Here is a 13,050-nt window from a genome sequence, read left to right on the forward strand (position 1 = left end):
GCGTCCCGCCTGAAGGCAACCCCAGGTAATCACGTCACCTGGCGTTTACGATGGAGACATGGTTCGTCTCTGGATCGGCCTCGCCGTCGCGGCAGTCGTCTTCATCGTGTATTCGGTGGTTGACTGCGCCACGATGCCGCGCGACCGCGTCCGAGGGATCAGCAAGACCTCATGGATCATCGCCATCCTCCTCCTGCCGGTCATCGGCGGAGTCCTCTGGTGGATCATCGGCCGAGTTCGCGCTCCGAAGGCCGTGCCCCGCGGCTCAGCGCCGGACGACGACCCCGACTTCCTCAAGAAGCTCGACGCCGATCGCGCGCAGACGAAGCGCATCCGCGACCTCGAGGACGAGCTCAACCGCTTCGACGACGAGTCGGGCGACAGCCCGGATGCGACGACGCACGACGACCCCACCCCAGGATCCGACACGCCCGACGACGGCTCCGGCCGCAGACCGCCTGGCGCCCCGAGCGCCTCGTGAACCCGTCCGCCGCTCCCGAGCCCGTCGGCTCGGCTCCCTCGTCGAGCCCGGCCAGTGCGTCCGCGTGGGCACTCCTCGACGCGTTCGTCGCCGCGGGTGTCTCCGACGTCGTCGTCTGTCCCGGTTCCCGGTCGCAGGCGCTCGCGCTCGCCGCTGCCGAGCTGGCCGCCTCCGGACGGATCGCCCTGCACGTGCGCATCGACGAGCGGGTCGCCGGCTTCCTCGCCTTGGGCCTCGGCGTCGAGACCGACCGTCCGGCCGTCGTGATCACGACCTCGGGCACGGCGACCGCGAATCTGCATCCGGCGGTCCTCGAGGCGCATCACTCGCGCGTCCCGCTCATCGTCCTCACCGCCGACCGGCCGGCCGAAGCGCATGGCATCCGCGCGAACCAGACGACGAAGCAGGACGACCTCTACGGGTTCGCAGCGCGCCTCGCCGTGGTCGTCGAGGCCCCGACCGGTGACGCCGGTGAGCAGGACGCCGCCCGCGATCTCGCCCAGCGGGCGTACCTCGCAGCGACGGACGTCCTCGATCCGGGCCCGGTGCACCTGAACCTCGCCTTCCGGGAGCCGCTCTCGGGCAGCTTCGACCCGGTCGTCGCCGAGGCTGTCTCCGACGTCCTGGACGAGACGGACGCCACCACGGAAGCACCGCTCTACCCGGGGCGACCGCATCTGGTGCTGGAGCGCGGACCCAGGACCCTCGTCGTCGCCGGGCACCACGCCGGCCCGGCTGCCGAGCAGCTCGCAGCCGACGGCGGGTGGCCGCTCATCGCGGAGGTGTCGAGCGGATCCCGGTTCGGGCGGAACGTCATCGCCGCCTACCGGGAGCTGCTACGCGAGGAGGACTACCGCGAGGCCGTCGAGCGCGTCGTCGTCTTCGGCCACCCGACCCTCAGCCGCGAGGTCCCTCTCCTGCTCCAGCAGCCGCAGGTCGAGACGATCGTCGTCGCCCCGGCAGGAGCCGAGGTCTACAACCCCGGTCGACGGGCCGACCGGATCGTGTCCTCCGTCGCCGTCGAGGCGGGGCCCGCGGATCGCGCTTGGCTCGGAGCCTGGGTCGTCGGATCCCGCGAACGGGTGGTGGACCCGTCGCCTGCAGCCCCCGATCTCGACGGGCTGCACTCGACGACACCCGCCGAGCGACTGGCCTCCGTCCGGGCCGAGCTCGACGCCGTCCGTCTCCCGGTCACCCGCGAGGTCCTCGTCGACGCGGTCTGGCGTGCCACCTGGCCGCACGACCGCCTCGTCGTCGGCGCGTCGAGGCTCATCCGCGTGGCCGACGGTCTCGTCCCCGGCCGCAAGATCAGCGTGCACGCCAACCGCGGACTCGCGGGCATCGACGGCACCATCGCCACCGCCACGGGGGTCGCGCTGGCGAGCCAGGCCGACGGTGGTCCCGGTGTGACGCGGGTGCTCCTCGGCGACCTCGCCTTCCTCCACGACGTCGGCGCGCTGCTCCTGGACGACGGCGTCGCGCCGCGTCTCCAGGTGATCGTCGGCAACGACGGGGGTGGCACCATCTTCGACGCGCTCGAAGTCGCCCAGAGTGCACCCGGAGCGCTCTTCGACCGCGTCCAGTACACGCCGCAGCACGTCCGGCTCGAGTCGCTCGCGACCGCCTACGGGTGGGAGTACCGCTCGGCTCGCACGCGCACGGAGCTCGACCAGGCGTTCACCGCGCCGGTGACCGGTCCCGTCCTCATCGAGGTCCCGCTCCCGCGCGCCTGATCCGCTGATCCCTGAGCTCCATCCCGGTCCCTGAGCTTGTCGAAGGGCGGCCGTCGCAGGGGTCGACTTCCGACCCGACCTCCAGCCAGAATGGGCGGATGACGGCATCGAAGCACGCATCGACCTGGACCGCACCGCCCCGAGACACGCTGCGCGTGGGGGAGGGGTTCAGCCTCGCCGACATCGATCCCCGGTCGACACCAGGCTTCGAGGGCGACAAGCAGCAGGGCCGGCTCGAGCTCGACGCGGGGGTACCCGCCCTGTCCGAACTGCAGGAGCGACTCTTCGCGGCGAGCACGCAGGGAGCCCCGGAGGCGGTGCTCCTCGTCCTGCAGGCGATGGACACGGCGGGCAAGGGCGGCATCGTCAAGCACGTCGTCGGCTCCGTCGACCCGCAGGGCGTGCACCACTACGCCTTCAAGAAGCCCACGGAGGAGGAGCGCTCCCACGACTTCCTCTGGCGGGTGGAGCCGCACCTGCCGAAGCCCGGGCAGATCGGCGTCTTCGACCGTTCGCACTACGAGGACGTCCTCATCGGTCGGGTGCGTCAGCTCGCGGAGCCGGACGAGATCGAGCGTCGGTACGGGGCGATCAACGACTTCGAGGCGGGCATCGTCGCGAGCGGGACCCGCATCGTCAAGGTGATGCTGCAGATCAGCGCCGACGAGCAGAAGGAACGGCTCGCCGACCGGCTCGCGCGTCCGGACAAGCACTGGAAGTACAACCCCGGCGATGTGGACGAACGCGAGCTGTGGCCGGCCTATCAGGACGCGTACCAGGTGGCGTTCGAGCGCACGAGCACCGAGGCCGCCCCGTGGTTCGTCGTGCCGGCGGACCGCAAGTGGTACGCGCGCATCGCGGTCCAGCGTCTACTGCTCGACGCCCTCGAGGACATCGATCCGCAGTGGCCGGCGGCCGACTACGACATCGCCGTCGAGCAGGCACGACTCGCGGCGAGCTGAAGCGGTGGGGCCTCGGCTCAGCCGAAGGCCTCCACGATCGGACGGAACTTCATCTTCGTCTCGACGAGCTCCGTCGCGGCGTCCGAGTCGGCGACGATGCCGCAGCCGGCGTAGGCCGTGATGTCACCGTCCGGCGCGATCTGCGCACACCGGAGGGCCACCGCCCACTCGCCGTCGCCCGAGGCGTCCACCCACCCGACCGGACCGGCGTAGCGACCGCGGTCGAACGGTTCCAGCTCGCGGATGAGGGCGACGGCGTCGCGCGTCGGGGTTCCGGCGACAGCGGCGGTCGGGTGCAGGCCGTCCATGAGGTCGAGCGAGGACGAGCCGTCCGAGAGTCGTCCGTCGATGTCGGTCGCGAGGTGCCAGAGGTTCGGCAGTTTGAGGGTGAACGGGACCTCGCTGCGGCGCAACTGCGGGCTGTGGGCCTGCAGGGCGGTCAGCACCGACTGCACGGCGAACTGGTGCTCACCCTGGTCCTTCGCGCTCGTCATGAGTGCGACGGCCTGGTCGTGGTCGCTCTCGGCGTCGGGACCACGCGAGATCGTGCCGGCGAGGACGCGCGCCGAGACGGCACCCCGATCCACTCGGACGAGCGTCTCCGGGCTCGAGCCGATGAAGCCGTCGACCGCGTAGGTCCAGCAGTCGGGGTAGCCGAGGGCGAGGTCGTGGAGCACCCGGCGGCGGTCCGCTTCCGCGGGGAGGTGCCCGGCGAGGTCGCGTGCGAGCACCACCTTGCTGAGGCCGCCGGCCTGGATGCGGGCGATGGCGCGCTCGGCCGAGTCGAGGTAGCCCTCGCGGCTCTGCACGCCGGGGGTCAGCTGGATACGGTACTCGGGCCCGTACGCCGTGGTCACGGGATCGATGTCCTCGGAGCCGTCGCCGAGGGAGACCCGCGTGATGAAGCTCGCGTCGGGGTACCGACCGATGATCGTGCGCGGCACGATGAGGACGCTCGTCGCGGAGGACTCGTCGTCGAAGGCGAACGTGCCGAAGGCGACCAGGCCGGACCCGGGCCGCCGGACCTCGTCCGTCACCACCGCTGCGGCGGAGACGTCCCGCCAGGCCGCCGCGGCACGCGTGAACCGGTCGGGACCCGAGAACTCCAGGCGGAGCGCCTCACCCAGTCCGACCAGCCCGTATCCCTTCCGCACCCAGAGGAGCGGCGAGGTCTGGTCGGCGAACGGGAGGAGCTGGCGCGGGTCGTCGATGGCGACGGTCTGGGCGACCAGTGACGAGGTCAGGGGAATGGTCACCGTTCAACCCTACGCCCGCGCAGGAGGGGTCCCTCCCCGCCGCAGCCCGATCGGTGGAGGGTCGGTCACGGCCTCGTCGGCGGGGCGTTCACCGGCCGGACGTCCCGATCGTCTGCAACCCGGTGACCCCGAGCAGTGCGAGTTTCGCCGCATCCTCGGTGCCCGGTGCCGCCGTGTACACGACGATGCGCAGGTCGCCGCCCGGTGTGGACAGGACGTCGCAGTCGACGGTGATCGGTCCGACCGGCGTCCGCGTGACCGTCTTGCGGCTCGCCCGGTGCTCCGCGACCCTGGCCTCCGCCCAGTGCCGCTCGAACTCGGGCGACACCGATCGCAGCCGGGCCACGAGTCGCGTGAGCTCGTCGTCCCGCGGGTAGCGCCCGACCGCCGCCCGGAGGTCTGCGGCGAGGTCGCTCGCGAACTCCTCCTCGTGCTGCTCGTCGAAGTCGGTGCCGTCGTGCCCCGCGGTGAAGTGCCGCCACACCAGGTTGCGATCGTCGCCGACGAGGGCGGAGGGGTCACCGTTCACCGCGGCCCACAGCGGGTTCCAGAGCAGGATGTCGTGGGCGGCGGAGAAGACCGCCAGCGGCACGTCGCCGAGCCGGTCGACGATGCGCTGCACGCCCGGACCGATGTGCCGGGGGACGACCCCGGGTGGTGGTGGAGCGGCTCCGGCGACCCGGTAGAGGTGGTCGCGCTCCTGATCCGTCAGTCGCAGTGCGACCGCGAGGGCCCGCAGCAGTTGCGGTGAGGGATTCCGAGCGCGGCCCTGCTCGAGCCTGACGATGTAGTCCACGCTGATGCCGGCGAGGGCCGAGAGCTCCTCGCGACGCAGGCCGGCCGTCCGTCTTCCTGGGCCGGCGGGGAGACCGACCTCCGCAGGGGAGACCCGTTCGCGCCAGGCCCGGAGCACACCGGCGAATTCGTCCATCCGGCCATTGTGCCCCCGGTGGCGGTCCGCATCCTGGTACTGCCGGTCCCCCTGTCGACCGGGGCCTGGCGGACCGATCATGCCGGGCGGAGCATGGACCCATGACCACCACACTCATCACCGGGGCCAACAAGAGCCTCGGACTCGAAACCGCACGCCGACTGATCGACGCCGGCCACACCGTCTACGCCGGCATGCGCGACCTGGGCCGTGGCGATGCCGTCACCGCGCTCGGCGCCCACCCCGTCCAGCTCGACGTCACCGATCAGGCGAGCGTCGACGCGGCGCTCGCCGCGCTTCCGGAGCTCGACGTGCTCGTCAACAACGCCGGCGTGCTCGGTACCTCCTTCGGTGTGGACGACCTCACCCCGGAGACGATGCAGGACGTCCTCGACACGAACGTCGTCGGTCTCGTCCGCGTCACCCAGGCTGCGTTGCCCCTCCTGCGCCGTTCGTCCCGACCCGTCATCGTGAACGTCGCCTCGGGGGTGGGATGGCCGCGCTTCCTCACCTCCGAGGAGGCCGACGAGTTCGCGGTGCCGACGATCCCGTACGCCGCGTCGAAGGCGGCCGTCATCACGCTCACCGTGCAGTACGCGAAGAACCTGCCCGGGTTCCGGGTGAACGTGAGCGACCCGGGCTACACCGCGACCGACTTCAACGGACACGGAGGCCACCAGACGGTGACCGAGGGGACGGATGCGACCGTCGCGCTCGCCCTGCTCGGTCCGGACGGTCCCACCGGCGAGTTCCACAACCGGCACGGACGCATCGACTACTGAGTGCGAGCCTGGGAGCCGTGCTCGGACGGCCGGCTCCCAGCGGCGCGGACGTAGGATGGACGGGTGAACCGCGCCGACCTCTCCAAGCAGCCCGAGCAGGTCTCGGCCATGTTCGACGACGTCTCGACGAAGTACGACCGCATGAACGCGGTCCTCTCCGTCGGGAACGACGCCCTGTGGCGCATCGCGACCACTCGTGCGGTCGGTCCGGCCGCCGGTGAGCGCATCCTCGACCTCGCAGCCGGCACGGGCACGTCCTCCGCGGCGCTGGCACGCAACGGTGCACAGGTCGTGGCCGCCGACTTCTCGCCCGGCATGATCGCCGTGGGCCGCGAGAAGTACGCCGACCGCTCCGACATCCAGTTCGTCGAGGCCGACGCGACCGCACTGCCCTTCGCCGACGAGGAGTTCGACGCCACGACGATCTCCTTCGGCCTCCGCAACGTCGTCCGCCCGAAGGACGCCCTCGCCGAGATGCTCCGGGTCACGAAGCCCGGCGGCCGGATCGTCATCTGCGAGTTCTCCACGCCGACGCTCGCCCCGATGCGCGCCGCCTACAACCTCTATCTCGAGCGGGTCATGCCGCTCGTCGCCGGAGTGGCCTCCTCGAACGCCGAGGCGTACACCTACCTGAACGACTCGATCCGCGCCTGGCCGAGCCAGCCGGAGCTGGCCGCCTGGCTGCGCGAAGCGGGCTACGAGCACGTCGCCTACCGCAACCTCACCGGTGGGATCGTCGCCCTGCACCGCGGACTCAAGCCGGCCTGAGTCTCCTCACCATCGGGGTTCGTCTCGGCATTCTCGAGGGGTGGAACCTGTTGATCCCGTCACTTCCCGCGAGTCGGCGCGACTGATTCCGTAGCCCGGTCCCGAACGGGAGCATTGACACACGGGTGCGCCCGGCCCTACCGTTCCGTCATGACAGCACAGGACACGGCCCGCGGGTCGCAGCCGGCATCACCCACCGGCGGCAAGGGTCTCGCCACCGGCACCCTCGGCCTCTTCGGCTCCGTGATCATCGGCCTGGCGTCGACCGCGCCGGTGTACTCGCTCGTCGCGACGCTCGGGTTCGTCGTGCTCGCCGTGGGTGCACAGGCGCCGATCGCCTTCATCGTCGCCTTCATCCCGATGCTGTTCATCGCGTTCGCCTACCGCGAGCTGAACCGCGACGTGCCGGACTGCGGCACCACCTTCACCTGGGCGACGAAGGCCTTCGGCCCGGTCACCGGCTGGATCGGCGGGTGGGGCGTCGCGCTCGCCGGCATCGTGGTGCTCGCCAACCTCGCACAGATCGCGGGGCAGTACCTGTGGTTGCTCATCGGTGACGGTTCCCTCGCCTCGAACGTCCCGCTCGTCACCGCGACCGGTGTCGTGTTCATCGCCCTGATGACGTGGGTGTCGTACCGCGGCATCGAACTGGGGGAGCGGATCCAGAACATCCTCCTGGCGGTCCAGTACCTCGCACTCGTGCTCTTCGCCGTGTTCGCCTTCATCGGAGCGTCGAACGGCACCGCGCCCGACGCGACGCCGATCTCGCTCGACTGGTTCAACCCGTTCGCGTTCACCGATTACCACGGCTTCATCGAGGCGGTGCTGCTCGCACTCTTCATCTACTGGGGTTGGGACACCTGCCTCGCCCTGAACGAGGAGACGAAGGACCCGCAGAAGATCCCGGGCCGCGCGGCGGTCATCTCCACGGTCATCCTGCTGGTCACCTACGTCACCGTCACGGTCGCCGCGATGGTCTACGCCGGACTCGGGACCACAGGCACCGGCCTCGCCAACGAGGACAACGCGAACGACATCTTCCTGGCGCTGAAGGACCTCGTGCTCGGACCGTGGGCGTGGATCCTGGTCGTCGCCGTGCTCATCTCGGCGGTGTCGTCGACGCAGACGACGATCCTCCCGACAGCGCGCGGCACGCTCGCGATGGCGGCCTACAAGGCCCTGCCGAAACGGTTCGCGACCGTGCACCCGACGTTCAAGACGCCGTCCTTCTCGACGCTCGTCATGGGCATCGTCGCCATCGTCTACTACGTCGGCATGACGCTCGTGAGCGAGAACATCCTGGCGGACTCGATCCTCTCCCTCGGACTCGCGATCGCCTTCTACTACGGCATCACCGGGTATGCGTGCGTCTGGTACTTCCGGAAGGTGCTCTTCCGCTCCGCGCAGGACTTCTTCTTCAAGGGTCTCTTCCCGCTCCTCGGGGCGCTCATGCTCACCTTCGCCTTCGTGCAGAGCTGCATCGACATGTTCGACGTCGACTACGGCTACACCGTCCTGTTCGGCGTCGGCGGCACGTTCGTCATCGGCGTCGGTTCGTTGGCCTTCGGTTTCGTGCTCATGCTGCTCTGGTACAGCCGGAAGTCCTCGCGGCCCTTCTTCCGCGGGGAGAGCCTCAACCGCGACACCGAGGTCCTCGTGCCCGACGAGCCGATCGAGTACGGCCGCTCCGTCGACGGAGGCCTCACCTGACCTCCGGTCCCTGAGCCTCCGTCCGGTCCCTGAGCTCCCCTCCGCTCCCTGAGCTCCCCTCCGCTCCCTGAACTCCCTCCGCTCCCTGAGCTCCCTCCGGTCCCTGAGTCTGTCGAGGGGCGCATCTCCCGGTGTCGTCCAGGCGGGCCGGGCATACTGGTGGGATGTTGGACACCCTGCCAGGCGGCCCGTGGATCTGGGGCGTCGCGATCGTCGGTCTCGTGCTCGTCGTCATCCTCCTGAACGCCAGGCGGGCGAAGTCCGCGTTCGCGAAGCCCTACGAGCGCTACGACACCACCGAGATCCCGCCGGACACCCCGGGTACCCGCGAGTTCATCGTGCGAGACGACGCGACCGGTGCGCGGCTCCAGTTCGTGGCGTCCGGGCCGTCGGCCAGGATCGCCCTCGTCGTCGTGCCGCCGAAACACCTCGGGACCGGCGTCGAAGCCGGCCTCTTCCGCGCCGCGTTGCCGACTGCCCAGGGCGTCGACGCCTGGACGTGGCCGCCGCTCAACACCGACGGATACTCGATGCTGCTCGACCTCGCGCACGAGTTCCCGCATCTGGCGTTCTACGACGCCGAGGGCGTGCGACTCCGCTGAATCGAGTCGTGTGGTCCGACCACAGCTGCCAATCGCCTGATCGCGCCCGTGGATTCCGGTCCTCCGGCACAGGTGACGGGCTGCCCCGGCTAGGCTAGAGCTGTGAATCCCAGCGCGACCCGCCGTGTCAGCAACCTGGCCAGCCAGGCCGGGCTTGCCGAACGCATGTTCGCGACCGGTGCAGACCGCAAGCTCGCCAAGACCATCGACGACGGCGTGGCCCGCCTCGAGATCGGTCTGGAGGAGCAGCTCGGGTTCACCGACGACCTCGTCGACGTCACCGCACGCTACCTGCTCGAGGCCGGCGGCAAGCGGGTCCGCCCGCTGCTCACGATGCTCATCGCCCAGCTCGGCGACGGCATCACCGACAACGTCCTGCGGGCGGCCGAGGCGATCGAGATCACACACCTCGGCTCGCTGTACCACGACGACGTCATGGACGACGCCGACAAACGTCGAGGCGTGCCCAGCGCCCACCAGGTGTTCGGCAACAACACCGCCATCCTCACCGGCGACCTCCTGTTCGCGCGTGCCAGCCAGATCATGGCCGACCTCGGCGAGCGGGCGATCCGGATCCAGGCCGCCACGTTCGAGCGCCTCGTGCTGGGGCAGCTGCACGAGACCACCGGTCCTCGCGAGGGTCAGGACGAGGTCGAGCACTACATCCAGGTCCTCGCCGACAAGACCGGCTCGCTCATCGCCGCCGCGGCCCGGAGCGGCGTCATCTTCTCCAACGCCCCCGAGGTGTACGAGAGCGCGGTCGTCGAGTTCGGCGAGAAGGTCGGCATCGCCTTCCAGCTCATCGACGACGTCATCGACCTGTCGCCGCAACCCGAGGAGACCGGCAAGGTCCCCGGCACCGACCTGCGGGCCGGCGTCGTCACCCTCCCCATGCTCTACCTGCGCCGCGAGGCGGTCGCCGACCCCGAGGCCGCGGCCCTCGTCGCCCGTCTCGACGCCGAGGTCGCCGAGACGGACCACGATCCCGTCCGGTTCGCCGCGCTCGTCGCCACCCTGCGCGACCACGCCGTGACCGCACGGACCTTCGCCGAGGCCCGGCAGTGGGCCGACGAAGCGATCGCGGCACTGGCACCGCTGCCCGACGGCTCGGTCAAGAAGGCGCTCGTGCACTTCGCGAAGGCGATCGTCGATCGAAGGAGTTGATGGCGGCGCCGCCCCACCGGAGCGGCACGGCATCCCAGACGCGCATGCATGACGGCCGGAGCGCTCCGCCGGCCGCACCCGGAACCCCGCATGGGGACACGAAAGGAACCACCGTGACCAAGCTCAGGCTGGCCATCGTCGGCGCAGGACCCGCAGGCATCTACGCGGCAGACATCCTCCTGAAGGCGGAACGGAAGTTCGACGTCTCCATCGACCTCTTCGAGCAGCTTCCGGCCCCGTACGGCCTGGTCCGCTACGGCGTCGCGCCCGACCACCCGCGTATCAAGGGGATCATCAACGCCCTCCGCGACGTCCTCGACCGAGGCGACATCCGGATCTTCGGCAACGTCCGCTTCGGTGTCGACATCACGCTCGACGACCTCAAGCACCACTACAACGCCGTGATCTTCTCCACGGGTGCCGTCGAGGACGCCCCGCTCGACATCCCGGGCATCGACCTCGACGGGTCGTACGGCGCCGCCGAGTTCGTGAGCTGGTTCGACGGACACCCCGACGTCCCCCGCACCTGGCCACTCGAAGCGGAGTCGATCGCCGTGATCGGCAACGGCAACGTCGCGCTCGACGTCGCACGCATGCTCGCGAAGCACCCGGAGGACCTGCTCCCGACCGAGATCCCGGCCAACGTCCACGAGGGGCTGCAGCAGTCGCCCGTGACCGACGTGCACGTCTTCGGGCGTCGTGGGCCCGCACAGGTGAAGTTCACGCCGCTGGAACTCCGCGAACTCGGGGAACTCAACGACGTCGACATGATCCTCGCCGATGAGGACTTCGACTACGACGAGGCGTCGAAGGCGGCGGTGGCGAGCAACAAGCAGGTCATGGTCATCGACCGCGTCCTGCAGCACTGGCGGAAGCGCGAGACCGGCCAGGCCTCGCGCCGACTGCACCTGCACTTCTACGCGAAGCCGCTCGAGGTCGTCGACGACGGTTCCGGCAAGGTCGCCGCTTTCCGGTACGAGCGGACGAGGCCCGACGGTCAGGGCGGGGTCGAGGGCACGGGTGAGATCCGCGAGGTCCCGATCCAGGCGCTCTATCGCGCGGTGGGGTACTTCGGAAGCCCACTGCCCGGCGTGCCCTTCGACTCGCGGCACGGCGTCATCCCCAACCACGAGGGCAAGGTCCTCCACCCCGAGAGTAACGAGCGCGTCCCGGGCGTCTACGCGACCGGTTGGATCAAGCGCGGTCCGGTCGGCCTCATCGGCCACACGAAGTCGGACGCGATGGAGACCATCAGTCACGTCATCAACGACCAGGCGGACTGGTGGGCGCCGGCCGAACCCGAGGAGGAGGCCGTCGTCGCGCTGCTCGAGTCGCGCGGCGTGGCCTACACGGACCTCGAGGGCTGGCACCTCCTCGACCAGCATGAGATCGCGCTCGGTGAACCACAGGGTCGCGCCCGCATCAAGGTGGTGCCGCGTGAGGAGATGGTCGCGATCTCACGTGCGCAGCCGTCTGGCACCGGGACACCCTCCGCCTGAGCCGCGCTCGCGATCCCGCCGATCGCGTCGCGTCAAGCCGCTCGACGGAACCCGGTTCCAACGGGTGCCGGTCACTATGCTGGACGGATGACCGACCCCAACGCGCCCCAGAACGTCCCGTCGGAGCAGCCGACGTCCGTACCGCCGTCCGAGCCGCCGGCCTTCGTCGCCGACGGCCAGCAGCAGCAACAGCAGCAGCCGCGCTACGGCGAGATGCACCCGGATCCCGTGCAGCAGCAGTGGGACCAGACGGGGCAGCAGACTCCGGCGCCGCAGCAGGGTGGCCAGTGGGGTCAGCCGCAGACCGGTGAGCAGGCGGGCCAGTGGGGTCAGCCGCAGCAGGGCCAGTACGGCCAGCCGCAGCACCCGGGCCAGCCGCAGCACACCGGCCAGTACGGCCAGGACACCGGTCAGTACGGCCAGCCGCAGCAGACCGGTCAGTACGGAGCCCCCCAGGGCCAGTACGGTCAGCCGCAGCAGGGCCAGTACGGTCAGCCGCAGCAGTACGCGCAGGCTCAGCAGAAGGCGCCGAACCCCCGTGCACGCGAGACGCGTCTCGCGCTCGTGTCGGTCGGGATCGCAGCGGGTATCGCCGCGGCCGTCGCACTGGTCAGCCTCATCGGGTCCTTCTTCAGCATCTCCGAGTACTACCCCGTCGGCGACGTCCTGCTGGGCTTCGGTGCCAACCTCGTGAACATCGCCCTCTGGGGCGCGGGAGCGGCTCTCATCCTCATCATGGTCCGACCGCTCACGCGCGTCCGCACCGCTCGCGACCTCATCCAGGCGGTCGGCATCGCCGCAGCCGTCGGAACCGGTGTCATGCTGCTCGTCGTGCTCATCGTCACCATCGTGCGTGGCGTCGTCGAGCAGTACGGCACGCCGGCGTTCTTCGTCAACCAGGGCTTCCTCTCGCCGATCCTCTACGGGGTCACCCTCGCGGGCTTCCTCACGATCGGTGCCGTGCTCGTGACGCGCTTCGTCGCACCCGAGGGATTCGCCGACGCCCCGCACGAGCAGCACAGCGGTCAGCAGCACGGTCAGCAGTTCCTGCAGGGTCAGCACGAGCAGCAGGGGCCGCAGCAGCACGGTCAGGCGCAGCAGCCCTACGGACAGCAGCCGCAGGCTCCGCAGCAGCACAACCCGTACCAGCAGTAGTCGGAGG

The 13,050-nt window shown here is 70.2% G+C and carries 12 protein-coding genes; 10 read left to right on the forward strand and 2 right to left on the reverse strand.

Annotated features, from left to right (window positions below; all coding sequences use genetic code 11):
• The first annotated feature begins 58 nt into the window (after nt 1–58).
• The 3 genes from CCK91_RS16080 (at nt 59) to CCK91_RS16090 (ending at nt 3,176) form a co-directional block, all read left to right on the forward strand.
• Nucleotides 59–481, forward strand: coding sequence for a PLD nuclease N-terminal domain-containing protein (locus CCK91_RS16080; protein ID WP_085514031.1), 423 nt, complete (start codon nt 59–61; stop codon nt 479–481).
• Nucleotides 478–2,214, forward strand: coding sequence for a 2-succinyl-5-enolpyruvyl-6-hydroxy-3-cyclohexene-1-carboxylic-acid synthase (gene menD / locus CCK91_RS16085; RefSeq protein WP_086474875.1), 1,737 nt, complete (start codon nt 478–480; stop codon nt 2,212–2,214). The genes CCK91_RS16080 and menD overlap by 4 nt, the downstream gene beginning before the upstream one ends.
• 98 nt (nt 2,215–2,312) lie before the next feature.
• Nucleotides 2,313–3,176, forward strand: coding sequence for a polyphosphate kinase 2 family protein (locus tag CCK91_RS16090; RefSeq protein WP_086474876.1), 864 nt, complete (start codon nt 2,313–2,315; stop codon nt 3,174–3,176).
• A 17-nt stretch (nt 3,177–3,193) separates the two neighbouring features.
• On the opposite strand, the gene CCK91_RS16095 is transcribed toward CCK91_RS16090, so the two are convergent.
• Complete coding sequence (locus CCK91_RS16095; protein ID WP_242664580.1) at nt 3,194–4,432, reverse strand: isochorismate synthase; 1,239 nt, start codon at nt 4,430–4,432, stop codon at nt 3,194–3,196.
• Nucleotides 4,433–4,520: 88 nt separating this feature from the next.
• Nucleotides 4,521–5,363, reverse strand: a complete 843-nt coding sequence (locus tag CCK91_RS16100; protein WP_086474877.1) for a helix-turn-helix domain-containing protein — start codon at nt 5,361–5,363, stop codon at nt 4,521–4,523.
• 101 nt (nt 5,364–5,464) lie between these two features.
• Between CCK91_RS16100 and CCK91_RS16105 the strand changes: the two genes are divergently transcribed.
• The 7 genes from CCK91_RS16105 to CCK91_RS16135 all read left to right on the forward strand — a co-directional run bounded on the left by CCK91_RS16105 (nt 5,465) and on the right by CCK91_RS16135 (nt 13,043).
• Nucleotides 5,465–6,145 (forward strand): SDR family NAD(P)-dependent oxidoreductase, encoded by a 681-nt coding sequence (locus CCK91_RS16105; RefSeq protein WP_086474878.1) that lies wholly within the window; start codon nt 5,465–5,467, stop codon nt 6,143–6,145.
• A 63-nt stretch (nt 6,146–6,208) separates the two neighbouring features.
• Nucleotides 6,209–6,913 (forward strand): demethylmenaquinone methyltransferase, encoded by a 705-nt coding sequence (locus CCK91_RS16110; RefSeq protein ID WP_086474879.1) that lies wholly within the window; start codon nt 6,209–6,211, stop codon nt 6,911–6,913.
• Between the two features lie 150 nt (nt 6,914–7,063).
• On the forward strand, nt 7,064–8,623 hold the full coding sequence (locus CCK91_RS16115; RefSeq protein ID WP_079706661.1) for an APC family permease: 1,560 nt from the start codon (nt 7,064–7,066) through the stop codon (nt 8,621–8,623).
• A 164-nt stretch (nt 8,624–8,787) separates the two neighbouring features.
• Nucleotides 8,788–9,225 carry a hypothetical protein gene (locus CCK91_RS16120; protein ID WP_079706662.1) on the forward strand — a complete coding sequence of 146 codons (438 nt, stop codon included), beginning with the start codon at nt 8,788–8,790 and terminating at the stop codon, nt 9,223–9,225.
• 102 nt (nt 9,226–9,327) lie between these two features.
• Nucleotides 9,328–10,389, forward strand: a complete 1,062-nt coding sequence (locus CCK91_RS16125) for a polyprenyl synthetase family protein (protein WP_242664581.1) — start codon at nt 9,328–9,330, stop codon at nt 10,387–10,389.
• Between the two features lie 113 nt (nt 10,390–10,502).
• Complete coding sequence (locus CCK91_RS16130; protein WP_086474881.1) at nt 10,503–11,888, forward strand: FAD-dependent oxidoreductase; 1,386 nt, start codon at nt 10,503–10,505, stop codon at nt 11,886–11,888.
• Nucleotides 11,889–11,975: 87 nt separating this feature from the next.
• Nucleotides 11,976–13,043, forward strand: coding sequence for a hypothetical protein (locus tag CCK91_RS16135; RefSeq protein WP_086474882.1), 1,068 nt, complete (start codon nt 11,976–11,978; stop codon nt 13,041–13,043).
• Nucleotides 13,044–13,050: the final 7 nt, after the last annotated feature.

Origin of the sequence: Plantibacter elymi (nom. nud.) (assembly GCF_900177795.1) — a bacterium.
GTDB classification, from domain to species: domain Bacteria; phylum Actinomycetota; class Actinomycetes; order Actinomycetales; family Microbacteriaceae; genus Plantibacter; species Plantibacter elymi.